Raw genomic sequence first — 22,094 nt, 5'->3', positions numbered from 1 at the left:
TAAAGATTAACCTTTCCCATCAATTCTTCTATGGCTGTGAGCTGCCACACCATCCTTTAAAGCCATTCGGACTGGTTTAGCAATCATGGCGACCGCAGTATTGATGGCCACTCTTTGTAGTGCTGAAGGTTTTTTTCGCTCAATAAACGCAAAGGCCCAATCAGGAAGATTGGCAAAGCCCGCCTCAGTAATGAGCTTAACGAACGGTTTAGTGGGCAAGCTTGCTGGAAAGTGGTCTAGTAGCTGAACGATACTCTTGGCCCGCTCCCCGTAATGAAGCTCCGATTTATATTGGCGAATGAGATGCAGTGTTTCTATTTTTGTCTTTGGTAAACCAGGGGTGCCCAATTTAGCGGCTAATAAAGTCATCTCATCAAAATATTGATCCTCTTGGCGTATGCTGATATTGCGATTTTTATGTGTTAAGTAGGAGCTTAAAAAACTACTGGTTTCAGTGCTATGTACCCAGGCCAATAGGTGGGGATCAGTTGCGCTATAGGGCTTTCCATACTCATCTATGCCCTGCACCTTCTGATGAATCTGATTAACTTTAGCGATGATACTTTCAGCCATCGATACTGGCCCGTATGTTGTAGCAGCAATAAAGAATGCAGTTCGACCTAGGCGTCCCTTAAGATCCTCTCTAAAGGTAGAGTGATCCCAGACTCCACCAAGCGCTCCCGGGTGAAGCGCCTGCAAAATTAAGGAGCTAATGCCGCCAATCATCATGGACATAAAATCTGCATGAATTTCCCAGGACATGGATTCGGGGCCAAATAGACCTCGGTCACCTGCTGGCTCTAAAAAAGCTACCGGCGGACCCTTGCTGCCCCCAACCATTTCACGAATGGCTTTGCGGATGGATTCTTCAATCATGGTTGACAACGCAATAGTAGTTTAATAGACCGCAGTTTAGGCTGGAATGCGTTTTGTTGTGTGTTCCCACATAAATCCCCGCCTGAACCTGAGGTCTCAATGAGCCATACATGCTATCGTGACCCTTTACCCTCATTAAGGACCAAGATTATGAATACACTGGACGCAATTCGCGCAAGACGGGCAGTGAAGCACTATGACCCGGCATTTACGATCCCAAAGGAAGAGCTAGAGCAATTAATTGACTTAGCAATGCAATCCCCGTCGTCTTTTAATATCCAGCACTGGAGACTAGTGAATGTCACAGATCCTAAAATCAGAATGCAATTGCGTGCAGCGGCTCATGATCAAGCCCAAGTAACAGATGGCTCTTTATTGTTCGTTGTCTGTACTGATTTGAAGGCCTGGGAAAAAGATCCGCAACGATATTGGGTTAATGCACCTAAAGAGGCGCAAGATATTTTGGTGCCTTGGATTAATCCATTTTATGCAGGTAATGAGCAGCTCCAGCGTGATGAGGCAATGCGTTCTGTGGGTATATTGCTGCAAACCATGATGTTATCTGCAAAAGCAATGGGATATGACTCTTGCCCCATGATTGGCTTTGACTCTGATAAGGTAGGGCAAATCATCAAGCTACCAAAAAACTATGCCGTGGGCGCAATGCTCGTCGTTGGCAAGGGAATTCAGTCTGCATGGCCTAAGCCAGGGTTTATTTCCAAGACTGAAATGCTGATAGAAAATCATTTCTAATTTAAGATTCTAAGAAAAAATAGCTGATCTTGGTCAGCTATTTTCTTATATTTTTTATTTATATTTTTCTGGGTTGGCCGTAAAATCATTCTATGAAATGGCTCCTATCTCTTCTGGTCTTGATCCACTTTTCGGATTTAGCCCAATCGACCTCTAGTTCTTTTGACGTGGATGTTGATGTATCAAGGGTGGGAAAAAATCTGAAAGTGCAAGCATCTTATCGTTTGCCTATCTCCTTATGTGCTGCTTATCAATTTTTGACTGACTATGATGGCGCTAGAAATATCCCGGGCATTATTGAGTCTAAGGTAATTTCTAGGGCGAGAAGTAAGGTTCAGGTGGAGAGGCTAGTCCAAGAGAGGATCCTCTTTATTCCTATCAATATACGATCGGTAGTTGAGTATTCAGAGTTACCAAATCGTGGTTTAGATTTTGAGCAAATCAGCGGCGATAACAATTTTTATAAAGGAACATGGCGCCTTACGGACGAAGGAAAGAAGATCCTCTTTCAATATCAGAGCTTAGTCGAGCCTAATTCTGTGATGCCAAATATTGTGATCGAGTACTTTATTGAAAATAGCATTCAGTCACGCTTCGAAAAAATGGCAGAAAATGCCTACCAATTTGCTCAAAAGTCTATCCTGTCTTGTAAGTAGGCTGCTTGGGTTGTACTGCCATCCACTGATCATCGATTTTGGCAAGTTCAACGCGAGATAGTAAGTGCGCCTCTTCCCAGTAGCGTCCAGACTCAACAAAGTAGCCTAATTTTTCTTCAGAGGCTAATGCCGCTTGTATGTGTTGCTGATCAAGTTGATCTTGAAGATTTTTGAGGTGTTGATTAAAGTCCTGCTCAGTAAGGGCCTGTAGTTGATCAATCGACATGCGAGGAAACATCAGCCTTGAAGCGGGTTGATCACTCAGGTTGACGCAAAGACATTGCTGCCCCACTGCTAGAGCTAATAGTCGGTTCGATTTAGCCTCGAGAGACTGCAAGGTCACATCATCTCTTAATGGATCAGGCGCGCCATTGCCATAAAAATGCGTTTGACTACCATCACTTGGATAAACCATATCGCAGCCAATGAAGGCCATTACATCTGGTTTAAGGGCCCCTAAGACCCAATAGGCTGCTGTATAGGCCATCGTTCCACCGCCATAGACAAAACCGCCATAGGCATTTTGGGTGGGCACAAAGTCTTTGGCAACAATCAGACGCTGGCTTGCTTGAATGATTGTTGGAGCATTTTCCGGGGGAAAGTCTTCAGGAAATACCAAATAATCCCAGTCCGATCGAATACGCCACGCATTGTTAATAACGGCAATGGTGTGTGTCGACTTATCCCATAGGGTATAGCGTGAGGCATCTGGTGCGCTGCCTACGACGATCACGACGCTTGGTTTTTTTTGGGAGATCATTGGTTTTAACTTAGGTATTTCATTCTATTTTAAGTCACCCTCTGCTTTTATAAGCCTGTTTTTATGAGCTAAAAGTATGTAGATGGATTTCTATTGTTATGATTTGAGGTAAACCAACTCAGTATTTATAACGGCAAAAAAAGCACCAAGGGTCAATTGTATGCATTCCAGATTTTATAGTTACGAACCCAAAAATGGTCACGGCTTGGCACATGATCCTTTTAATGCCATTGTGGGCCCAAGACCGATAGGTTGGATCTCGACAAAAAGTAATGCAGGAATCTGCAATCTTGCCCCATACAGCTTTTTTAATGCTTTTAATTATGTTCCTCCCATTATCGGTTTTTCTAGTATTGGCCATAAAGATAGCCTAAGAAACATTGAAGAGAATGGAGAGTTTGTTTGGAATTTAGTCACCAAGTCCTTGGCTGAACAAATGAATACGACTTGTACCAGCGTGGGTCCTGACGTGAATGAATTTGTATTGGCGGGCTTAGATACTGTGGCTTCCACCATCTTATCAGTCCCTAGAGTGGCATTAAGTCCTGTGAGCTTTGAGTGCAGGGCAACACAAATTATTCAACTCGAAGGTCTAGACAAGCAAAAAGTACAAAGCTGGCTAATATTGGGGGAGGTGCTAAATATTCATATTGATGAAGCGTTTCTAAAGGGTGGTATCTATGACACTGCTAGCGCTGGCCATATTTTAAGAGGGGGTGGTCCAGCAGATTACTTCACCGTAGGCCAAGAGCAGCTATTTAAAATGACTAGACCTAAATCAATCTAAATATGGTTACAAATCTTAAAATTGATGTTGTTTCCGATATTGCCTGTCCTTGGTGTGCGGTTGGGATTGGTAATCTGATGCAAGCCATCGACGCGCTGGGAATTCGAGAGAAAATTAATCTGGAGTTTCAGCCTTTTGAGTTAAACCCCTCCATGCCAGTCGGAGGCCAGGATGCGATTGAGCATTTGACGCAAAAATATGGAATGGATGAGGCGCAAGTAAAAGCAAATCAGGCGAACATTCGCGCTAGAGCAAAAACTGCTGGGTATGATTTTCATCCAGAGGGGCGCAAGCGTGTTTACAACACTTTTAACTGTCATCGATTGCTGTACTGGGCATTGCTTGAGAAAGGCTCTGGTGCTCAGCATCAGTTGAAGCATCAATTACTCAAGGCATATTTTGAGGATGCTAGCGATATGGACGAGATAAATACATTGCTTAATGCAGTGGACCGGGCCGGGTTGGATCGGGTAGCAGCACGGGAGATTATTCAGAGCAATCAATATGTTGACGAAGTGAAGGCTCTCGAGCGTGAATACACTCAGGCTGGTATTTCAGCGGTGCCAGCAGTGATTTTCAACAATCAATCGTTGATTTCAGGAGCGCAGTCTGTCGAGTCATATCAAAATGCGATAGAAAAAATACTAAGCGACTCAGCACACTCTTCATGAAAACAGCCGCTCAAAATAAGCCATTATTTGAGGGCTTTAGTCCAAAGGCGTTTACCTTTTTAGAGGCGTTGACAGATAATCAAAACCGTCTTTGGTTTAATGAGCACCGCTCTGAGTATGAGGATTATGTGCGCGATCCTCTGCGGGAATTTACGGTGACGCTTTCTGATTTTCTGAGGACTAAAGATATTCCTCTATGGGGCGATCCTAAAAGATCCTTATTTCGAATTAATCGTGATGCACGTTTTTCAAAAGCGAAGCATCCATACAACATGCATGCCAGCGGCTTATTTAGTATTACGGGCGATAAACATGCGCCTGGTGTTTTGTATTTTCGCTTAGATCCATTGGGGAGTAGGGTGGCAGCGGGGTATATGCAACCAGAGCCACACGTCCTTAAAAAGCTTCGTATGGGGATCCTTGATAACCCTAAAGCCTGGCTTCTCTTGGAGAAATCGCTTCATAAAAAAGGGTATGTGCTCGACTATTCCGATGCCTTAGCAAGGGTGCCCAGGGGATTTATAGATGCGCCTATCGAGATAGAGCATGCCCTCAAACTGAAAAGCTGGATTATTCGTAAACCACTTTCAAAAAAGGTAGTGTGCTCAACGGAATTAATTCAAGAGGTAGCTATTTTCGCTAAAGATCTGTTGCCATTGCTGAGTTTTGGTTGGCACTCCATTAGTAAATTTTCTGAGTAATGCCATGAAATATTGGATTCAAGCTGTTATCTTTGTCTTACTTGTGATGGCTAACGGCATTACTCGAGCCCAAGCTGATAACGTAGCTGCCGCTTCAGACTTGAAATTTGCTATAGAGCACATCGCTGTCAATTTTCAGAAAACACATTCCTATACGATCAAGCTAATTTTTGGCTCATCGGGGCTTCTCACTCAGCAGGCCATCAACGGGGCGCCATTTGGAATGTTGATGTCTGCCGATGAGCAAATGATTCATCAGTTATACAAAGCAGGTAAAACTGAGGATGCCGGTCAGCTTTACGCAATCGGCAGAATTGTTCTGATTCAGAAAAAAGAGAGCCCCTTTCGAATCAGTGCCGATAAGGAAAATTTGACCAAGGCCATTGAGCGGGCTAAGAAAATAGCCATCGCGAATCCTGAGCATGCACCCTATGGCAGGGCTGGTAAGGAGTACTTGCAATCTTTAGGTTTATGGGAAATGGCTGAGCCCAAGCTAGTCTATGGTGAAAATATCTCTCAAGCAACGACTTATGTTTTAACAGGCGCTGCTGATTTTGGAATTTCTGCCTTATCTTTAGCGTCGGCCCCACAACTAAAGCCACTCTCAAACTTTGCGCTGATTCCCGAGGAGCTACATAGGCCGATGCGGCAAAAAATGGTCTTGCTTAAGGGTGCTACTCCAGGCGTGAAGACTTTTTATACCTATTTACAGGAACCTGCCGCGCGACAAGTGATGTCTAGTTATGGTTTTGTATTACCCTGAACAGGAGATATTAATGGATGTCAATAGTGATTACAGCAAGCGAGTAGTGATTGATCATCATGATTTGCCGTGGGCCAAAAGCCCCCAATCCGGTGTAGAGCGAAAAATGTTAGATCGTATTGGTGACGAAGTGGCAAAAGCGACTTCGATCGTACGCTATCAGCCTGGTGCCCGTTTTCCATTACATCTGCATAAGCTTGGTGAGGAGATATTGGTATTGGATGGCATTTTGAGTGATGAGATGGGGGACTACCCTGCTGGTACTTACATCATGAATCCTCCGGGATCAGCGCATGCCCCATATACCGAAAGTGGCTGCATACTTTTTGTTAAGTTACGACATTTAGGGGTTGATCAGGTAGTGCGAGAGGTGCTCGATACTCAATCAGCTGAGTGGTTTCAGGGAATGGTGCCGGGCTTGACGGTAATGCCGCTCATGCGACAAGGATCTGGATCAACTTTAGTGAGGTGGGCACCGCAAACCTATTTCAATCCTCATCAGCATTTTGGTGGAGAAGAAATTTTTGTGGTGGAGGGTGTATTTGAAGATGAGCATGGACGATATCCAACTGGATCTTGGATTCGGAGTCCGCACATGAGTAGGCATCAGCCTTTTAGTAAAGAGGGCTGCACGATCTTTGTAAAAACGGGGCATTTAATGCAGTCCTAGAAGTTTAAGGCTTCTTTCCTGTTCACCATTCAATGATATTGATTGTAGGTTTATACGAGCTGTATAAAATGAATATGAATTGATATCGCGAGGTTTGGTAATGAAATTAAGCTACCAATTAAAACGAGCTTATAAGAGAGTGTGATGGAGCCTTTAGTTGGATTAAAAGTCATCGAGATGGGGCAGTTGATCGCCGGACCCTTTGCCGCTAAAACTTTGGGTGACTTTGGGGCTGATGTTATCAAAATTGAACCTCCAACAGTAGGTGACGCGTTGCGTAAATGGCGCTTATTAAAGGATGGAACTTCTGTATGGTGGCAAGTACAGTCCCGTAATAAGCGCTCTCTTTCATTGGATTTAAAGCAGGCTGAAGCGCAGGCGATTGTTCGAACCTTAGTTCAAGAGGCCGATGTCTTAATTGAAAACTTTCGCCCCGGCACCCTAGAGGGATGGGGTCTAGATCCCAATCAATTACTCGAGCTTAATCCTCAATTAATCGTCCTCAGAATTAGTGGTTATGGCCAGACTGGACCATACCGAGATAAGCCCGGATTCGGTGTGGTTGCAGAAGCTATGGGGGGCTTGCGTTATCTCACTGCCGAGCCTGGCAGAGTGCCTGTTCGAGTGGGGGTCAGTATTGGCGATACCTTAGCCTCGCTGCACGGTGTGATTGGTATTTTGCTAGCCCTGCAAGAGCGGCACCGTAGTAACAAAGGGCAGATTATTGATGTCGCTCTTTATGAGGCGGTCTTTAACTGTATGGAAAGCCTCTTGCCTGAGTACAGTGCTTTTGGTGAGATTAGGCAAGCTGCTGGTAGTGCGTTACCTGGAATTGCACCCACTAATGCTTACCTCTGCTTAGATGGGGGCTATATTTTGGTTGCCGGTAATGGCGACAGTATCTTTAAGCGTCTCATGCAAGTCATTGGTCGAGATGACCTAGGCAGCGATCTACAATTAAAAAATAACGAAGGCAGGGTAAAGCGAGTCTTAGAGTTAGATTTAGCTATTGGGGAGTGGGCTAGAACAGTATCGACAGATATGGCATTAGAGATGCTTGACTCTGCCTCTGTTCCAGCGGGCCGTATTTATACTGTTGCTGATATTGCTAAGGACCCCCACTACCGAGCTCGGGGTAACATTGCGTCTATTCAGATGGCTGATGGCAGTGCCTTAGAAGTTCCGGGCGTAATCCCGAAGCTTTCACGGACACCTGGATCGATCAAGACTATTGCGCCCAATATTGGCCAAGATACTGATACTGTTTTGCAAGAGATTGGTTTAGATCCCGCTCAAATTGCCGCCTTAAAGCAACGTGGTGTTGCTTTTAAATGCTAATCGATTCAATCACTGGGCTATTTACCTAGTTTCTCATTTAGTTACTTATTATGAAAAAAAGAATTTATTTCAATGACGTCGTTGCTAGGGATGGCTTTCAGATGGAGTCAAACTTTGTTCCCACGGAAGCAAAAATCAAGCTTGTTAATGAATTAAGCCATTGTGGCTTTGCCAAGGTTGAGGTGACTTCATTTACCTCGCCTAAGGCCATTCCGATGCTCAGGGACGCTGAAGAAGTAATGGGCCGAATTGAACGGGTATCGGGTGTTGAGTACTCAGTATTGGTTCCCAATCTTCGGGGAGCAGAGCGCGCTTTAGAAGCTAAGGCAGATGAGTTGAATTTAGTGATGTCTACTTCAGAAACGCATAACCTAGCTAATTTACGCATGACGAGAGAAAAAAGTTTTGCTGCTTTGTCTGAGGTCATTCGGCATGTCGGAGCTAGAGCGCCTATTAATGTATCTCTTTCAACCAGTTTTGGCTGCCCTATGGAGGGTGATGTAGCTCAATCAGTAATAGAGGAGTATGCCGATCGATTCGCTGCCTTAGGCGTGCGTGGACTCTCGATTTGCGATACTACGGGTATGGCCAATCCAGCCCAGGTGATCAGAATGGCGGAGTCCCTTCAGCAGCAATTGCCAAACCTACAACTGACGTTTCATTTTCACAATACTCGAGGAATGGGTTTAGCAAATGTCCTGGCAGCCGTTCAATCAGGCATTACCCGCTTTGATGGATCATTAGGTGGGCTCGGCGGCTGCCCGTACGCGCCAGGCGCCAGTGGAAATATTGCTAGTGAAGATGCTATTTATATGCTCGATGAGATGGGTTTTGATACCGGCATCGACATCCCCAGATTGCTGGATATCGCAAGAGAGCTCCCCAATATTGTCGGGCACGAAGTGCCTGGCCAAATGATTAAAGCCGGCTTAAATTGCAATTTACATTCTGCGCCACCCTATGTTGAAGCACTTCGTCATCCACCAAAGTGTGCTTAAATAAAAATGGGCTTTGATTCAGATTCGGTCATCCGGTAGTTACAATGGGTTACGTTACTTTTTAGAAAGAGCATATGTCATTTAATCACTCAGTAATTTGGATCGATCACCAAGAAGCCCATGTTATTTACTTTAATCCCACTGCAAGTGAGAGTGAAGTAATTAAAACAAGATCAACTCATAAAAATGTTCACCACAAAAGCGGCAATGTTTCTGGTGCGCGTGCTGAACCAGATCAAGTGTATTTGCATGAAGTCATTCAGGCGGTAAAAGAATCTAAAGAAATTCTCATCGTTGGACCAGGCTCTGCTAAGCTCGATTTAATGAAGCATGCTACGAAGCATGACCATGACACTGCGGATCGCGTAGTTGGCATAGAAACGGTGGATCATTCTACTGATGGTCAATTATTGGCTTATGCTAAAAAGTACTTTATTAAAGTAGACGCCCTTAAAGGCGATACCAGCATTACTGGCTAAAATTTGATTCCCCTGAAAAATGGGGAATTTCTTAATAATGCTGATTCTTTCTGCCTTCATTATTAATGGTTCATTGGCACTGATTGCTATTTTGTTCCACTATAAAGTGCTTTTCAGATTAGGAAAAAATCTTCCCAAGGTCGCTCACTTTGCTCCTCGGTTTAGGGTGCTGTTGGGAGTGGGTGCCATCTTTATTGCACATGTGTTCGAAATTTGGCTTTTTGCACTCGGATACTTTTTTACCCTACAGTTTCCGATGATGGGAAATCTGATGGGCGAGCTTTCTGGTCATGGCCTAATACTCGATTGTGCTTATTTATCCTTTGTTACCTTTACAACGCTGGGCTATGGAGAGATTGTGGCTCAGGGTTATCTGAGATATTTAACTGGTGTAGAGGCTCTTACGGGATTTATTCTCATTACTTGGTCTGCTTCATTTTTGTTTATTGAGATGCAGACATATTGGGATCCTAGAAAATCTAATCACAAAAATCCACCTGCATGATTTCTCAAGGTGGAATATTAAAACTCGATGAATAAGTATGGGATGATGCGATTTTTCTCAGCGTTATCCGCAATAATGTATTCCCTCTTATTGCTTGGTTGCTAGTCAGCTAGTTGGCTTGATGGAAGTGCAGTGCTGTTTGAATCGTTTGAAGGTGAATCTCTACGGTAGAGTGAATCTCCTTTCCGTAGCCACCGGCCATACTGAAGGCAATGGGAATCTGTCGATCAAGACCGTATTGAAAAACGCATTGATCTCTAAGGCGCATACCTTCTTTGCTAATACTGAGCTTCCCTAGCCGATCTCCTTCATGGGGATCTGCGCCGGCGAGGTAAATAATAAAATCAGGTTTAAATCGAGCATCCAGTAAAGCAAGACTGTGATGTAGAGCTACCATATACTGATCATCCTGACACTGATCAGGCAAACCAATATCTAGGTCACCAACTTCCTTTATGAATGGAAAATTATTTTCCCCATGTAGCGAGAGAGTAAAAATAGAAGCATCGTTTTTCAGAATAGCGGCCGTACCATTTCCCTGATGTACATCTAAGTCGATGATTGCGATTCTTAAATTGGTATTCACTTCTCTTTGTAGTGCTCGTGCGGTAATGGCTGAGTCATTAAAGACGCAGAATCCGCTGCCTTTATTACGATAGGCGTGGTGGGTTCCCCCCGCAAGGTTTACGGCGATACCCTCCTTGAGTGCAACTTTTGCAGCTGCTAAGGTGGCACCTGCAGATCTACGCGAACGCTCCACCATCATTAAACTCCAAGGGAAGCCAATTTCTTGTTGCTCCAGGGGGCTGAGTTCGCCTTTAATGATCTTCATCAGATAGCTAGCATCATGAGCATAGAGAATTTGCGTGTCTGTAATTGCTGGTGCCTCTTTAAGAGAAACCCCTGGTAATTGAGAAACCAGATTCCGAAGTTGGCTATATTTTTCCATCGGAAAGCGGTGCCCCGGTGGAAGTGGTAAAACATAGTGGTCGGTATAGAAAGCTTTCAACGAGGTCTCTGATTTTGTATAAGAAGATGAGTCTATTCGTTTTTTAATAGGTAGGTATGACACGCGCTGAAAAACTAGGATTTAAGGGAAACAAATCTACTTTGCCTAGCAAGCCCTGCATGGTTTGCGCAAGGGAAATGACTTGGAGAAAGTCCTGGGCAAAAAACTGGGAAGAGGTGAAGTATTGTTCCGAGGCTTGCCGTATGAAAAAGTCTAGTAATCCTCAATTTGGAGATGGTAAATGAAAGTATTGATTTATTGGTTTAGAAATGACCTGCGTCTTTCCGATAACCCAGCATTTACTCAAGCTTGTCTTGCTGCAGATTCTCTTTTGCCCGTCTATATTCATCAGCTCTCTAATAACGAATTAAACGAGTATGGTTTTAAAAGAGTAAGCCATCATCGTCAGGAGTTTGTTAGGCAATCGTTGGATCAACTGAGGCGGCAATTACGGGGATTGGGATCTGATTTATTGGAGTACGAGGGTAGGCCTGAAGTGGTGTTGGCGGAGCTTGCAAAAGTAATGTCAGCACAGGCGATTTACTGCGAGCAGATTGAGGCACCTCAAGAAATTGATCAGGTAGCAGTTCTTCAGGATCTAGGTATCGAGGTAAACGAATTTTGGCAGTCTAGCATGTTGAGCCCTCAGGATTTGCCATTTGATCTAGAGGCAATGCCAGATATGTTTACTCAGTTTCGCCGCGAGGTGGAGGCTGTTAAATTACGAAACGCTGAGCCAATTCCTGAGCCTGCGACATGCCCTCCGTTGCCTCAATCGATTGATGCCATTGGAGATAAAGCGTTGCCATCCACCTCACCACCTTTAGTCAACACCGGTTATCCAGGTGGCGAAGAGGCGGCAATGCTTCATTTAAAGCGCTATCTTGAGCTCCGTTTTCCGGATAGCTATAAGCAGACCCGCAACCAGTTGATGGGTCAAGATTTTTCTAGTAAGTTTTCACTTTGGCTAGCTTCAGGCTGTATTTCTGCTCGGGTGATTGCCTCAGAGCTTGCTGTGTATGAAACGCAATTTGGTGCAAATGAAGGTACGTACTGGCTTTGGTTTGAATTATTGTGGCGAGATTATTTCCGGTTTATTCATTTTAAGTATGGCAAGAAACTCTACCGCGCACAAGGCCTAAGCAAGCAAACCACAAAACCATTCGATTCCTTAAAATACAGACAATGGACTTCTGGAAATACAGGTCAACCGCTAATTGATGCGGGCATGCATGAGTTAGAGCGAACTGGCTACTTATCTAATCGCTTGCGTCAAGTCGTTGCCAGCTATTGGATTTATGACATGGATGGAGACTGGCGAGCGGGGGCAGCTTGGTTTGAAGCGCAACTAATTGACTACGACGTCTACAGCAACCAGGGAAATTGGCTCTATATTGCCGGTAGAGGCACTGACCCACGGGGCGGTAGACCATTTAATGTTGTGAAACAAATGCGTGACCACGACCCCCATGGAGTCTACCAAGAGCACTGGCGCTGAGCGTATCTTTTCTTAGATTTCTGCTACAGCAGCATATTGCTCAAGCACTTCTAGTGAAACTTTCTCCAACGCCTTCGCATGCGTGCTTTCGAGCTTGATCAAAGGGGCGCAGTTTGCTTCTAATGCCTCAATCCAGCGATTCAAACAAAGGCACCATTGATCCCCCGCTATCAGGCCAGGAAATTGGTATTCAGGCCTAGGGGTAATGAGATCGTTACCCCGCTTGAGACTAAATTGAAGAAAATCATTGGTGACAATGGCGCATACCAGATGACTTCCTAAATCTTGCTCATTGGTTTTACAGCAGCCGTCTCTGAAAAAGCCAGTCAGCGGCTCAAAAGAGCAGGGCACCAATGGCTGGCCAAGAACATTCGATGGGGAGTCATATTGCATAAAAAACTTTCTTAATTGGTAATGAGGTCGGATGATCCGGTTAATCAGGGGCTTGGGTATAGCTTATGAGATAGGGCTTTTCCATTGCGATCCACTTTAACTAAAACCATATCACCAGAGTTCACAACGGTACCCGTGAAGGATTGAATATTGACATGATGGGTCACCATAATGATGGGTGTGTTGGGGTGATTACGCTGTTCCTGCGCAATGAGTTTAGCTAAATCGTGGGTTTGTTTTTTGGACTGACTCATATCATCAAAGAATGAGCCTAAAGCAGCCTCCTTAATAACGGCACCCTTATCTAGAAGGGTGGCAGTGTCAAGGCAGCGGCACCATGAACTACTGAAGACTTTAGCTTGATCAATCCCTTGGGTGGTAAGCCAGACTCCGGTTGCTTTTGCCTGTTTACGCCCATATTCTCCAAGATTACGCTGAGTGGCGCATTGATTGAGTTGGTAGCCTGCTGGATCTCCATAGCCGGGAGCATCGGCATGTCTCATTAAAAGAACATGCTGACCATCTTTGAGGGCATCAGCTAATGGTAATTGGGCTAGCGTAGCAGTGCTTTGTAAAAATAGCAGTGTAGTGAGGGATAAAAAGAGTGATTTCATATATTTGACAGCCTACCAAGGCAACCTTTCTCCTGAATAGCTAATAAACGTACCTGAATCTTCCTTTTTTAGAGAAAGCAAAACATGGAGCATATCTTGAGCAGCCTCTAAGGGCGGCCTTCCTAGCTGCTCCCCTTTAAATGGCTTTGATAGCCTCGAATTCACCGTACCCGGGTGAAGCGCAATTAAAGCGGTGTTTGGTTTTGTCCGACTAAATTCAATGGAGGCCGTCTTTATCAACATGTTTAATGCAGCCTTCGATGCCCTATAGCTATACCAGCCGCCCAAACGGTTATCTTCGATACTGCCAACCTTGGCAGATAGAGTGGCCATCACTGCCCCTGCGGGATCTAGCAGCTTGGAGAAGGCTTTGATGGTGAGGCTAGGGCCTATGGCATTTACTTGCATCAGATTTTGCAACTGTTCCGCCTGAAGATCCCCGAGCTTTTTCTCGGGCATCCATTCGGAGGAGTGCAAAAGGCCAATCGTGTTGATGATGAGTCCAAATGGAGCGCTAGAGGATAAAGCAGTAGCAGCAAGCTCGATAGTGCTGAGATCTTGATAGTCAATTGGACAGGCAGAGTTCCGGTGGATGCCTTCAACCTCGGTGCAGTTAGGGTCATTTTCTAAAAGTTCAAGAAATGCTGATCCAATGGTTCCAGAAGACCCAATAATTAAGGCGCGAAAGGGGTTGGTGACTAAGGGCATAAGTGAGGCTTAAAAAAAGATGTAAACGAGTAAAGCCAGCTCCAACCAGTTTATTGAATAAGTCTTAAACTTGCTAGATGACAAACCAGATGCCAAAATCGCTCTCCGAAGCCGATCTATCTAGAATGATTGAGATGGCATGGGAGGATCGCACTCCCTTTGACGCCATAGAGCAGAACTTTGGATATTCTGAGCCCCAGGTCATTGCAGTCATGCGCAGGGAGTTAAAGCGTAGTTCCTTTAACTTGTGGCGTAAGAGGGTTACCGGTAGATCGACTAAGCATGTCGCGCTGAGAAGTAAGCTAGTTACGCGTGCCTATTGCGCAACCCAATATAAACATAAATGAGTGTAATGAAAAAGTTGACCTTGTTTTATGATGCGTTATGCCCCTTATGCCAGGCAGAAATTGTATTTTTGTCTGGACGAAATCACGCTGGCTTATTGAGTTTTGTAGATATTAACTCTGAGCAATATTCTGAAAAAGAAATCGGCATCAGTTGCCAACAAGCATTGGCATCTATGTATGCCCAATTTGAGGATGGCACCTTAATTAATGGTGTCGACGTATTTGTGGCAGCCTATCAAAGGGCTAATCTACCAACCTTAGCCTGGTTATTTTCTAGGCCGACTTTGCGCCCTGTACTTAATGTGGGATATCGATTTTTCGCAAAATACCGACATACAATTTCAGGGGTACTAGGGCCACCTGCTTTATGGTTAGCCAACAAGAAAAGGGGCTAAAAAAATGCAAATCTTTTTACAAAGAATGGCAAGCTTATTATTGGCGCTATCAGTTGTGGTGCCCCATAGCTTTGCTGGAGAAGCTGCCCATATTGAAAGTGCTATTTCGCAAGCGCAAACGCAGGGGTCTGGACGTCTAAATTTTTGGGGTCTTCATGTATACGATGCGACTCTATATAGATCCTCGGCAAAAGACTCTTCGGAATTTGCCTTAGATATCCAGTATCAAAAGTCTTTTAAAGGTACTGCTATTGCTAGCCGCACTGTTGATGAAATGAAAAATATTGGTATTCCTGAAGCTCAAGCCAGCGCCTGGGGAAAAGAGCTAGCAGCTGTTTTACCCAATATAGAATCCGGCCAGTCGCTGACGGCTGTTTATACCCCTAAGCAAGGTACTATCTTTTTTCATGATGGAAAAAAAATTGCCCAGATTGCAGGGGTTGATTTTTCAAAAGCTTTTTTTGGTATTTGGCTCGATTCAAAAACGAGCGTTCCAAAACTGAGGACGGAATTACTCGGAAAAGGTTGCCCACCCACATTAATTTCAGGAGCTTGTTAAATGAATTTTACCGCCACTGCCGCAAAAGCCTTAGTGGGATTTCTTTTGGCGCTTACCCTTGGGGCATGTTCTTCACCCCAGGTAGCTCAGTATGCCAATGAAAAACCCGTCCTTGAACTGAGTGAATACTTTAATGGCACGATTGATGCTTATGGAATCTTTACAGATCGCAGTGGTGCAGTTCAAAAAAGATTTACTGTACTCATGCAGGCAAGTTGGAAAATAGTTGATGGTAAAAAAGTGGGTATTTTGGATGAAAGTTTTGAATATTCAGATGGCACAAAGCAAAAACGTATTTGGACTTTGACAGAAACGGCGCCAGGAAAGTTTGTTGGTAAGGCTGATGATGTTATTGGTGAGGCGCTTGGCGAGTCATCTGGAAATGCTCTACATTGGTCTTACACTCTTGCTTTGCCAGTGGATAACTCGATTTATCACGTGCAGTTTAATGACTGGATGTATCTCGTTACACCTAAGGTCATGATTAACATAGCAAAAATGAGTAAGTTTGGAATTGATCTAGGCGAAGTGACTTTGAGTTTTTATAAGCGCTAATGTATTGATCATGATTGCAACCTATATTGCCTGCCGATCCCTCTGAAAGAGTGCTTTGAAAAAAATAGTGTCTAAAAAACTTATATTGATTTTGGGTGATCAGCTCGATATTGCCAGTCCAGCTCTCAAAAACATCGATATTGCCGTTGATGCGATATTAATGGTGGAGTCCGCTAATGAGGCTCAGTATGTTTGGTCTCATAAGGCCAAGATTGCCTTGTTTGTGTCGGCGATGCGCCATTTTGCAAAGCAGCTCGAGCAGCAAGGCCTGTCTCTGATTTATATCAAGCAATCCACCAAGACGATTGCTGAAAATCTTAAAGTAGAGTTAGTAAAAGGCAAATTTACTCATCTTATTTGTGTAGAGCCTGGTGAGTGGCGACTGAAACAGGCAATTGAAGCAGTAGCTTCTGAGGTCGGGATAGAGCTAGAGATGCAAGAAGATACCCACTTCTATTGCTCTCGTGAAGAGTTTAGCGCCTGGGTTGCTAACAAAAAAGAGCTGAGGCTAGAGTATTTTTATCGCTTAATGCGTAAAAAACACGGGATATTAGTAGACGGCGAAGGAAACCCAGAGGGCGGTCAATGGAATTTCGATAAGGACAATCGCAAGCCTTTCCCAAAAAAGGGCCCAGGTTTAATTAATCCTCCAGAGCTATTCGATCCCGATGACATCACCAGGGGGGTGCTTGCTGAAGTTGAAAAGCGCTATCCGGATCATCCGGGATCGTTGGCCAATTTTCAGTGGCCAGTGACTCGGAAACAAGCCCTTCAAGCGCTACAGTGTTTTGTTGAGCATCGCTTAGCTACCTTTGGGATTCATGAGGATGCCATGTGGACAGGCACTCCTTTTGGTTGGCACTCCCTCTTATCGAGCTCACTCAATTTGAAATTACTGAACCCTAGAGAGGTCATTAGCGCTGTTTTGGGTGCTTGGAAGAAATATGATCTCGATATCGCTACTGTCGAAGGGTTTATTCGTCAAATTTTAGGTTGGCGAGAATTTGTGCGTGGCATGTATTACCTAGATATGCCGCAGATGGCGAAAGATAATTTTTATCAGCACCAAAATAAATTACCTGCTTGGTATTGGAGTGGCGATACCAAGATGCATTGTATGAAAGCAACAATCGGACAGACGCTGGAGTATGGGTATGCCCATCACATTCAGCGTTTGATGGTTACTGGTAACTTTGCTTTACTGGCCGAGATATTACCTAAAGAGGTCTGTGATTGGTACCTGGCAATTTATATTGACGCAATCGAGTGGGTGGAACTACCGAATACTGCCGGTATGGCTTTATTTGCCAGCGGCGGGCGCTTCACTAGCAAGCCCTACATAGCCAGCGGTGCGTACATTAAAAGAATGAGTAATTATTGCGACTCATGCCACTACAAGCCTGATGTTCGATTTGGTGAAACTGCCTGTCCGATGACCAATCTGTATTGGAATTTTTTGATCAAGCATCGCAAGCAGTTTGAGGCTAGCCCCCGAACACGGCTTATGACGGCTAACCTTGCCAGAATAAGCGAGCCTGATCAAAAAGCAATCCAGATCCATGCTAAGGCGCTTTTAGCGAATTTAGACTCCGTATAGCCCAATTTGGGCAGCAATCAGGGCGAATTTTCTGGTTTTGTGTCACACTTCAGGCACGTTAATTAATGCTTTAAGGGTTGTATGAGAATTGAAGATAAAGATCCAGCAAGGCATGCTGGCATTGAATACCCCATGGAAGTAGGGGCTCCTGTTTTCGCGCCTATTAAAGTAGTCGAAGAAAAAGATAAGGCCGTCAATGTCGCCCGCCAAAACGCTAAGCTTGAATACGACCGCATTATGGAGCAAGCGGAAGTGCTGATGAAGCAGGCACGCTCTCTTCAGGCAAGGTTGGATGCTACCGAAATGGTTCACAGCGCTAAATATGGTTTTAACCCTATTCATGGTAAAACTTACCACCTCTATTTAGATAATCGCAATGGGGTTAACTTGTTAATTCAAAGCGGTCCTCATGAGTGGACATGTGGCATTCCAGATGCTTGGACCTATTCTATGGCGGTAAAAAAACTAGGTGATAGTACGTGGGCCATAGTAGAGGATGAAGATGCTGTTTCATCCTCAGTTACAGTAAGATAATTTTTTCAAAATAATAAGGTAACTTGTGACCACTGCACGAATTGTTAGTCTTACAGAGCTCGGTAACGCCGACGTGATCCAGTTAATTGACAAAGAGCTGCCTGCTCCTAGTAAAGGTGAGGTACAACTTCGTCAAACGGCTATTGGATTTAATTTCATTGATGTGTACCAGCGCTCGGGCATGTATCCCTTGGACCTACCTACTGGTTTGGGTCATGAGGCAGTTGGCGTAGTTCAGGCAATCGGTGAAGGTGTGACGCGCTTCTCGATCGGCGATCGTGTCGTGTATATGAACGCCGGTATTGGTGCCTATGCCAGTGCACGCAATGTCGCTGCCGATAAATTAGTTTCAGTGCCGGATAGTGTTTCAGATGAAATTGCGGCTACTGTATTTTTTAAAGCAATGACAGCGCAATATTTGGTTCAAAAAACATATCCCGTTAAGTCAGGTGATGTGGTCTTAGTTCACGCTGCTGCTGGTGGTGTTGGTCAAATATTGGCCGGCTGGGCAAAGTCTCTTGGCGCCTTTGTAGTCGGTACTGTAGGATCAGAGGCTAAGTTTTCCGCTGCTAAGGAAGCGGGTTGTGATGCCGTAGTCGATTACTCAAAACCTGACTGGGTCGATGCTGTTCTCAAAGCAACTGGTGGTCGTAAGGCTAATGTTGTTTATGACTCGGTTGCAAAAACGACCTTCTTGGGATCACTTGACTGCGCCGCTCCATTTGGTACGGTAGCTTTGTTTGGTGCAGCCTCTGGCCCTGCGCCAGAAATTCAGCCAGAGATTCTGAACAAAAAAGGTTGTTTATTCCTAACAAGGCCGTCAGTTTTTCCCCATAACGCCACCCCTGAACTGCTGCAGGAAAACGCTCGCGCAGTATTTGATGCAATTGCCCAAGGTAGGGTTAAGGTACAAATTGGAGCTAGATTTTCTTTGGAGCAAGCCGCAGAAGCACATAAGGCTGCAGAGAGTCGAAAAATTGTTGGGGCGATAGTTATTGCGCCTTAGTATTTTTCGGCGGTAGTGTACTGCTGCTGATAGCAACCCATGAGCCTCGCTTTTGCGAGGCTCATTCATTTACAAAGAGCGGGCACTTGATGTTTTGTATTGGTGCAGTGCCACAAAATGAGAGCTACTTTTTCTGAGCTATAGTTTCAGTATCAATGAATACTTGGAGAATTTGATGCACGTTTTTCGTCAATTTAAGGCCCTAATAGTAGGGCTAGTTTCACTAATACTGTTTGGGCTAAATGTGAGTGTGCACGCTCAAACAGCTGCGAAGGCGAATACTGCTAACAGCGTTGATGTTTTATGGCTTGGACAAGCGGGATTTCGGGTTAAGAGCCCGAATGGAAAAATAATCTTGATTGATCCTTGGATCACGGGAGGCCCTAAAACTCCGCCGATGTATAAAAATGATCTGGCTGCCATCGGCCCAGTTGATTTGTTATTAGTGACGCATGCCCACGTAGACCATATCGGCGATGCTCCAGCGCTGGCAAAGTTAAATAACACCAAGTTATACGGCCCAGCTGACATGGTGACCCCTCTTATTACGTTGGGTATATTGCCTGCAGATTTGGGTTTTCGTTTTAATAAAACGGGGCGTGTAAACCCCTTGCCGGGTATTAAGGTGACCGCTGTTCAAGCAGAACATTCGTCGCTATTGGTTTGGAAAAATCCAGCAACTGAAAAATTAGAATCTCATCCAGCAGGAGAGGCTATGGGATACATCATTGAACTGGAAAACGGTTTTAAGATCTGGCACATGGGTGATACGGGATTATTTGCAGATATGAAATTTATTAGCGAATACTACAAGCCCGATTTAGTGATGATTCCTATTGGTGGCAATTTCACAATGGCTCCGGATGATGCTGCATATGCCTTGCGTACATGGGTCAAGCCAAAAATGGTCATTCCAATGCACTACAACTCCAATCCACTTGCCAAGGGCACTTTGGCTGAGTTTCAAGAGGCGATGAAGGGAAGTGCCATCAAAATCATTCCAATGACCGAAGGTCAGACCGTTCAATTTTAAGTAGATCGATTTTTAAAAGAGGATCTCTTTGACTTCAATATCACCACAGGTGCTAGCTCAGCTAGCACCCAATGGCGTCCTGTGCGCCTCTGTTTACTTAGGTAACTTTTTGCTAGTCACTGGACAATCTTCAGATGGTGAGCTGACTGGGATTGCGCCTGATATGTGCCGAGCCGTCGCAGAGCGTCTTGGTGTTCCTCTCCAGTTATTGGGTTATAAAACGCAGGATGAGGTAGTCGAGTCGGCGGCGACTGAAAAATGTGGCATTGCATTGGTGGGGTCAGATCCCGCGCGCGCGAAATTAGTCACGTTTACTTCAGCGTATGTCGAGTTAGAGGCAACTTACTTAGTACCAGCAGGTTCTAGCATTACAAAGCTATCTCAAGTCGATCAACCCGGTGTTCGTATTGCTTCATTCCGTAATAGTGCTTATGACCTTTGGCTACAGCGCAACCTTCGCAATGCTAGTCTAATTCATGCTGATAGCTTAGCAGCCAGCAATGCCTTATTTGATCTTGAAAAGTTAGATGCATTGGCGGGCTTAACAACGGGCTTGGTCACTGTCTCCCAAAATCTACCCGGATCACGTATTTTGCCCGGTCAATTTACTGGAATACAGCAAGCGATATCTACCAAGAAAGCCCATTTGGAGTCTATTGCATTTTTAAATGCCTGCGTAGCAGAGTGGATTACCTCTGGTTTTGTATCCAACCTGATTCAAAAGCATGATGTTCGGGGCGTATCAGTAGCCTCCATCAATCAATAATCGATAGAGATTGAAAATGAAAAAAAATACACTGCTTTGTGGATTGGCATTGGCGCTATACCTCTTTAGCTACCATCTAGCATTCGCTCAGACTGATCAGTACCCTAATCGTCAAATAAAGATTGTTTCTCCGTTTGCCACGGGTGGAATTGCGGATGGATTTTCCAGGATTATTGCTCAAGGCTTGAGTGAAGCCTTCGGTCAGCCGGTAATTGTGGAGAATAAAACAGGCGGCGGTGGCAACATAGGCGCTGACTTTGTTGCAAAGTCACCTGCAGATGGCTATACATTAATCATGGGCAGTATTGGCACGCATGCCGTTAACCCTTATCTTGTTAAAAATATGCCCTACAACCCGCTTAAGGATTTTGTACCGGTGGCTTTTGTACTCGATGCCGAGGGTTTACTTGCCGTGAATCCTAGCCTGCCAGTAAAGAGTGTTGGTGAACTGATCGCCTATTTAAAAGCAAATCCGGGCAAGGTCTCTTATGGCTCTGGTGGAATTGGTACGGCTAGTAATTTGGCGGGAGAGGTCTTTAAACTCGCTGCTAAGGTAGATATGACCCATATCCCTTATAAGGGAAATGCGTTAGCTATTACCGATTTAATCGGTGGGCAGACCCAATTGATGTTTGCTACGATGCCTACAATTCTTCCATACGTAAAAAGTGACAAGTTGAGAGGTTTGGCGGTGACAGGGGCAAGTAGGGATGCATCGATGCCAGATTTACCTACGATCAGTGAAACGCTTCCTGGTTTTGATGTCAAAAACTGGATTGGCTTATTTGCACCCGCTGGCACTCCTCCCAGTATTGTGCGGAAGTTGCATGCTGAGGTTGGCAAAATTATGCAGCAACCGGCGGTTCAGAAAAAGCTAGAGTCTGAAGGGGCTAAGTACTACGCGATGACCCCAGAAGCTTTTGGGGTATTTCAGAACAAAGAGTCTGTGCGCTGGGGCAAGATTATTAAAAGTGCCGGTATTCAGCCAGAATAGAAGCTTTTAAGAAATTTGGCTTATAATGGTATAAGCTATTGAATTATAACAAGTTTTCTTGTTAAATTACTGTTTTAGGCGGTTTGACAGCCTCCAAGGGCTCTCGAACTTTGCTTGGGGTGATTGATT

Annotated in this window: 29 protein-coding genes; 23 read left to right on the top strand and 6 right to left on the bottom strand. The window is 44.7% G+C overall.

The genetic code is table 11. The annotated features are described in order from the left end of the window. Positions 1 to 6: 6 nt before the first annotated feature. The gene (locus B0G85_RS03625; RefSeq protein WP_100379047.1) at positions 7 to 876 is read right to left on the bottom strand and encodes an oxygenase MpaB family protein; all 870 of its coding nucleotides are present in this window, start codon (positions 874 to 876) and stop codon (positions 7 to 9) included. A 150-nt stretch (positions 877 to 1,026) separates the two neighbouring features. Here B0G85_RS03625 and B0G85_RS03620 point away from each other — a divergent pair, with 150 nt between their 5' ends. Together B0G85_RS03620 and B0G85_RS03615 are read left to right on the top strand one after the other, a co-directional pair. Beyond that, positions 1,027 to 1,629, top strand: a complete 603-nt coding sequence (locus B0G85_RS03620; RefSeq protein ID WP_100379046.1) for a nitroreductase family protein — start codon at positions 1,027 to 1,029, stop codon at positions 1,627 to 1,629. A gap of 92 nt (positions 1,630 to 1,721) precedes the next feature. Next, a complete protein-coding gene (locus B0G85_RS03615; protein WP_100379045.1) occupies positions 1,722 to 2,285 on the top strand; it encodes an SRPBCC family protein in 564 nt (187 codons plus the stop codon). Here the strand turns inward: B0G85_RS03615 and B0G85_RS03610 are convergent. Then, positions 2,266 to 3,045, bottom strand: a complete 780-nt coding sequence (locus B0G85_RS03610; protein WP_100379044.1) for a hypothetical protein — start codon at positions 3,043 to 3,045, stop codon at positions 2,266 to 2,268. The genes B0G85_RS03615 and B0G85_RS03610 overlap by 20 nt on opposite strands. Before the next feature lie 160 nt (positions 3,046 to 3,205). Between B0G85_RS03610 and B0G85_RS03605 the strand changes: the two genes are divergently transcribed. The 9 genes from B0G85_RS03605 (at position 3,206) to B0G85_RS03565 (ending at position 9,957) form a co-directional block, all read left to right on the top strand. Then, entirely contained in the window at positions 3,206 to 3,832 is a 627-nt protein-coding gene (locus B0G85_RS03605) for a flavin reductase family protein (protein ID WP_100379043.1), read from the top strand. A 2-nt stretch (positions 3,833 to 3,834) separates the two neighbouring features. Next, positions 3,835 to 4,503 carry a DsbA family oxidoreductase gene (locus tag B0G85_RS03600; protein WP_100379042.1) on the top strand — a complete coding sequence of 223 codons (669 nt, stop codon included), beginning with the start codon at positions 3,835 to 3,837 and terminating at the stop codon, positions 4,501 to 4,503. After that, positions 4,500 to 5,204 carry a DUF2461 domain-containing protein gene (locus tag B0G85_RS03595; RefSeq protein ID WP_100379041.1) on the top strand — a complete coding sequence of 235 codons (705 nt, stop codon included), beginning with the start codon at positions 4,500 to 4,502 and terminating at the stop codon, positions 5,202 to 5,204. Before B0G85_RS03600 ends, B0G85_RS03595 begins: the two co-directional genes overlap by 4 nt. Positions 5,205 to 5,208: 4 nt before the next feature. Then, complete coding sequence (modA, locus tag B0G85_RS03590; protein ID WP_232725917.1) at positions 5,209 to 5,967, top strand: molybdate ABC transporter substrate-binding protein; 759 nt, start codon at positions 5,209 to 5,211, stop codon at positions 5,965 to 5,967. 13 nt (positions 5,968 to 5,980) lie between these two features. After that, positions 5,981 to 6,637, top strand: coding sequence for a cupin domain-containing protein (locus B0G85_RS03585; protein WP_100379040.1), 657 nt, complete (start codon positions 5,981 to 5,983; stop codon positions 6,635 to 6,637). Positions 6,638 to 6,781: 144 nt separating this feature from the next. Next, a complete protein-coding gene (locus B0G85_RS03580) occupies positions 6,782 to 7,975 on the top strand; it encodes a CaiB/BaiF CoA transferase family protein (RefSeq protein ID WP_100379039.1) in 1,194 nt (397 codons plus the stop codon). A gap of 50 nt (positions 7,976 to 8,025) precedes the next feature. Then, positions 8,026 to 8,973 carry a hydroxymethylglutaryl-CoA lyase gene (locus B0G85_RS03575; protein ID WP_100379038.1) on the top strand — a complete coding sequence of 316 codons (948 nt, stop codon included), beginning with the start codon at positions 8,026 to 8,028 and terminating at the stop codon, positions 8,971 to 8,973. Positions 8,974 to 9,047: 74 nt separating this feature from the next. Further along, a complete protein-coding gene (locus tag B0G85_RS03570; protein WP_100379037.1) occupies positions 9,048 to 9,452 on the top strand; it encodes a translational machinery protein in 405 nt (134 codons plus the stop codon). Positions 9,453 to 9,489: 37 nt separating this feature from the next. Continuing rightward, the gene (locus tag B0G85_RS03565) at positions 9,490 to 9,957 is read left to right on the top strand and encodes a potassium channel family protein (protein ID WP_198508688.1); all 468 of its coding nucleotides are present in this window, start codon (positions 9,490 to 9,492) and stop codon (positions 9,955 to 9,957) included. 109 nt (positions 9,958 to 10,066) lie between these two features. Here B0G85_RS03565 and B0G85_RS03560 read toward each other — a convergent pair whose 3' ends face one another. Then, positions 10,067 to 10,966: a histone deacetylase family protein gene (locus tag B0G85_RS03560; RefSeq protein ID WP_198508687.1), complete on the bottom strand. Its 900-nt coding sequence runs from the start codon at positions 10,964 to 10,966 to the stop codon at positions 10,067 to 10,069. 56 nt (positions 10,967 to 11,022) lie between these two features. Between B0G85_RS03560 and B0G85_RS03555 the strand changes: the two genes are divergently transcribed. Beyond that, on the top strand, positions 11,023 to 11,211 hold the full coding sequence (locus B0G85_RS03555; protein WP_100379034.1) for a DUF2256 domain-containing protein: 189 nt from the start codon (positions 11,023 to 11,025) through the stop codon (positions 11,209 to 11,211). Further along, the gene (locus tag B0G85_RS03550) at positions 11,208 to 12,464 is read left to right on the top strand and encodes a DASH family cryptochrome (protein WP_100379033.1); all 1,257 of its coding nucleotides are present in this window, start codon (positions 11,208 to 11,210) and stop codon (positions 12,462 to 12,464) included. The genes B0G85_RS03555 and B0G85_RS03550 overlap by 4 nt, the downstream gene beginning before the upstream one ends. A 12-nt stretch (positions 12,465 to 12,476) precedes the next feature. On the opposite strand, the gene B0G85_RS03545 is transcribed toward B0G85_RS03550, so the two are convergent. The 3 genes from B0G85_RS03545 to B0G85_RS03535 are packed head-to-tail and all read right to left on the bottom strand — an operon-like array spanning position 12,477 to position 14,179. After that, positions 12,477 to 12,857 carry a DUF2237 family protein gene (locus B0G85_RS03545; protein WP_100379032.1) on the bottom strand — a complete coding sequence of 127 codons (381 nt, stop codon included), beginning with the start codon at positions 12,855 to 12,857 and terminating at the stop codon, positions 12,477 to 12,479. A 44-nt stretch (positions 12,858 to 12,901) separates the two neighbouring features. After that, on the bottom strand, positions 12,902 to 13,471 hold the full coding sequence (locus B0G85_RS03540; RefSeq protein ID WP_100379031.1) for a histidine phosphatase family protein: 570 nt from the start codon (positions 13,469 to 13,471) through the stop codon (positions 12,902 to 12,904). A gap of 12 nt (positions 13,472 to 13,483) precedes the next feature. Further along, positions 13,484 to 14,179: an SDR family NAD(P)-dependent oxidoreductase gene (locus B0G85_RS03535; RefSeq protein ID WP_100379030.1), complete on the bottom strand. Its 696-nt coding sequence runs from the start codon at positions 14,177 to 14,179 to the stop codon at positions 13,484 to 13,486. 77 nt (positions 14,180 to 14,256) lie between these two features. On the opposite strand from B0G85_RS03535, the gene B0G85_RS03530 reads away from it, so the two are divergent. The 10 genes from B0G85_RS03530 (at position 14,257) to B0G85_RS03485 (ending at position 21,965) form a co-directional block, all read left to right on the top strand. Further along, positions 14,257 to 14,526, top strand: a complete 270-nt coding sequence (locus B0G85_RS03530; RefSeq protein ID WP_100379029.1) for a TIGR03643 family protein — start codon at positions 14,257 to 14,259, stop codon at positions 14,524 to 14,526. Between the two features lie 5 nt (positions 14,527 to 14,531). Further along, positions 14,532 to 14,921, top strand: a complete 390-nt coding sequence (locus B0G85_RS03525) for a thiol-disulfide oxidoreductase DCC family protein (RefSeq protein WP_232725916.1) — start codon at positions 14,532 to 14,534, stop codon at positions 14,919 to 14,921. Between the two features lie 4 nt (positions 14,922 to 14,925). After that, on the top strand, positions 14,926 to 15,480 hold the full coding sequence (locus B0G85_RS03520; protein WP_232725915.1) for a chalcone isomerase family protein: 555 nt from the start codon (positions 14,926 to 14,928) through the stop codon (positions 15,478 to 15,480). Next, the gene (locus B0G85_RS03515; protein WP_100379028.1) at positions 15,481 to 16,035 is read left to right on the top strand and encodes a DUF3833 domain-containing protein; all 555 of its coding nucleotides are present in this window, start codon (positions 15,481 to 15,483) and stop codon (positions 16,033 to 16,035) included. It begins immediately after the preceding gene. Positions 16,036 to 16,102: 67 nt separating this feature from the next. Beyond that, the gene (locus B0G85_RS03510; RefSeq protein ID WP_198508683.1) at positions 16,103 to 17,632 is read left to right on the top strand and encodes a cryptochrome/photolyase family protein; all 1,530 of its coding nucleotides are present in this window, start codon (positions 16,103 to 16,105) and stop codon (positions 17,630 to 17,632) included. A gap of 81 nt (positions 17,633 to 17,713) precedes the next feature. Further along, positions 17,714 to 18,166, top strand: a complete 453-nt coding sequence (locus B0G85_RS03505; RefSeq protein WP_100379027.1) for a DUF2452 domain-containing protein — start codon at positions 17,714 to 17,716, stop codon at positions 18,164 to 18,166. A gap of 25 nt (positions 18,167 to 18,191) precedes the next feature. Next, the gene (locus B0G85_RS03500) at positions 18,192 to 19,172 is read left to right on the top strand and encodes a quinone oxidoreductase family protein (protein WP_100379026.1); all 981 of its coding nucleotides are present in this window, start codon (positions 18,192 to 18,194) and stop codon (positions 19,170 to 19,172) included. A gap of 175 nt (positions 19,173 to 19,347) precedes the next feature. Continuing rightward, on the top strand, positions 19,348 to 20,205 hold the full coding sequence (locus B0G85_RS03495) for a metal-dependent hydrolase (protein WP_100379025.1): 858 nt from the start codon (positions 19,348 to 19,350) through the stop codon (positions 20,203 to 20,205). A gap of 28 nt (positions 20,206 to 20,233) precedes the next feature. Beyond that, positions 20,234 to 20,971 (top strand): transporter substrate-binding domain-containing protein, encoded by a 738-nt coding sequence (locus B0G85_RS03490; protein ID WP_198508682.1) that lies wholly within the window; start codon positions 20,234 to 20,236, stop codon positions 20,969 to 20,971. 16 nt (positions 20,972 to 20,987) lie between these two features. Continuing rightward, on the top strand, positions 20,988 to 21,965 hold the full coding sequence (locus B0G85_RS03485) for a Bug family tripartite tricarboxylate transporter substrate binding protein (RefSeq protein ID WP_100379023.1): 978 nt from the start codon (positions 20,988 to 20,990) through the stop codon (positions 21,963 to 21,965). Positions 21,966 to 22,094 lie beyond the last annotated feature (129 nt).

Source organism: Polynucleobacter brandtiae, assembly GCF_002797575.1.
In the GTDB taxonomy this organism is placed as follows: domain Bacteria; phylum Pseudomonadota; class Gammaproteobacteria; order Burkholderiales; family Burkholderiaceae; genus Polynucleobacter; species Polynucleobacter brandtiae.
Note: the sequence above shows the minus strand (reverse complement) of the source record. Positions and strands in the feature narration are given on the sequence as shown.

What these genes read in the sequence shown, in the direction of transcription:
- B0G85_RS03535 (WP_100379030.1), bottom strand. Translation starts at nt 14,179, where the DNA reads ATGCCCTTAGTCACCAACCCCTTTCGCGCCTTAATTATTGGGTCTTCT.
- B0G85_RS03565 (WP_198508688.1), top strand. Translation starts at nt 9,490, where the DNA reads ATGCTGATTCTTTCTGCCTTCATTATTAATGGTTCATTGGCACTGATT.
- B0G85_RS03585 (WP_100379040.1), top strand. Translation starts at nt 5,981, where the DNA reads ATGGATGTCAATAGTGATTACAGCAAGCGAGTAGTGATTGATCATCAT.
- B0G85_RS03550 (WP_100379033.1), top strand. Translation starts at nt 11,208, where the DNA reads ATGAAAGTATTGATTTATTGGTTTAGAAATGACCTGCGTCTTTCCGAT.
- B0G85_RS03620 (WP_100379046.1), top strand. Translation starts at nt 1,027, where the DNA reads ATGAATACACTGGACGCAATTCGCGCAAGACGGGCAGTGAAGCACTAT.
- modA (WP_232725917.1), top strand. Translation starts at nt 5,209, where the DNA reads ATGAAATATTGGATTCAAGCTGTTATCTTTGTCTTACTTGTGATGGCT.
- B0G85_RS03525 (WP_232725916.1), top strand. Translation starts at nt 14,532, where the DNA reads ATGAAAAAGTTGACCTTGTTTTATGATGCGTTATGCCCCTTATGCCAG.
- B0G85_RS03570 (WP_100379037.1), top strand. Translation starts at nt 9,048, where the DNA reads ATGTCATTTAATCACTCAGTAATTTGGATCGATCACCAAGAAGCCCAT.
- B0G85_RS03530 (WP_100379029.1), top strand. Translation starts at nt 14,257, where the DNA reads ATGACAAACCAGATGCCAAAATCGCTCTCCGAAGCCGATCTATCTAGA.
- B0G85_RS03600 (WP_100379042.1), top strand. Translation starts at nt 3,835, where the DNA reads ATGGTTACAAATCTTAAAATTGATGTTGTTTCCGATATTGCCTGTCCT.
- B0G85_RS03625 (WP_100379047.1), bottom strand. Translation starts at nt 876, where the DNA reads ATGATTGAAGAATCCATCCGCAAAGCCATTCGTGAAATGGTTGGGGGC.
- B0G85_RS03515 (WP_100379028.1), top strand. Translation starts at nt 15,481, where the DNA reads ATGAATTTTACCGCCACTGCCGCAAAAGCCTTAGTGGGATTTCTTTTG.
- B0G85_RS03595 (WP_100379041.1), top strand. Translation starts at nt 4,500, where the DNA reads ATGAAAACAGCCGCTCAAAATAAGCCATTATTTGAGGGCTTTAGTCCA.
- B0G85_RS03615 (WP_100379045.1), top strand. Translation starts at nt 1,722, where the DNA reads ATGAAATGGCTCCTATCTCTTCTGGTCTTGATCCACTTTTCGGATTTA.
- B0G85_RS03605 (WP_100379043.1), top strand. Translation starts at nt 3,206, where the DNA reads ATGCATTCCAGATTTTATAGTTACGAACCCAAAAATGGTCACGGCTTG.
- B0G85_RS03610 (WP_100379044.1), bottom strand. Translation starts at nt 3,045, where the DNA reads ATGATCTCCCAAAAAAAACCAAGCGTCGTGATCGTCGTAGGCAGCGCA.
- B0G85_RS03545 (WP_100379032.1), bottom strand. Translation starts at nt 12,857, where the DNA reads ATGCAATATGACTCCCCATCGAATGTTCTTGGCCAGCCATTGGTGCCC.
- B0G85_RS03495 (WP_100379025.1), top strand. Translation starts at nt 19,348, where the DNA reads ATGCACGTTTTTCGTCAATTTAAGGCCCTAATAGTAGGGCTAGTTTCA.
- B0G85_RS03575 (WP_100379038.1), top strand. Translation starts at nt 8,026, where the DNA reads ATGAAAAAAAGAATTTATTTCAATGACGTCGTTGCTAGGGATGGCTTT.
- B0G85_RS03485 (WP_100379023.1), top strand. Translation starts at nt 20,988, where the DNA reads ATGAAAAAAAATACACTGCTTTGTGGATTGGCATTGGCGCTATACCTC.
- B0G85_RS03555 (WP_100379034.1), top strand. Translation starts at nt 11,023, where the DNA reads ATGACACGCGCTGAAAAACTAGGATTTAAGGGAAACAAATCTACTTTG.
- B0G85_RS03580 (WP_100379039.1), top strand. Translation starts at nt 6,782, where the DNA reads ATGGAGCCTTTAGTTGGATTAAAAGTCATCGAGATGGGGCAGTTGATC.
- B0G85_RS03540 (WP_100379031.1), bottom strand. Translation starts at nt 13,471, where the DNA reads ATGAAATCACTCTTTTTATCCCTCACTACACTGCTATTTTTACAAAGC.
- B0G85_RS03505 (WP_100379027.1), top strand. Translation starts at nt 17,714, where the DNA reads ATGAGAATTGAAGATAAAGATCCAGCAAGGCATGCTGGCATTGAATAC.
- B0G85_RS03520 (WP_232725915.1), top strand. Translation starts at nt 14,926, where the DNA reads ATGCAAATCTTTTTACAAAGAATGGCAAGCTTATTATTGGCGCTATCA.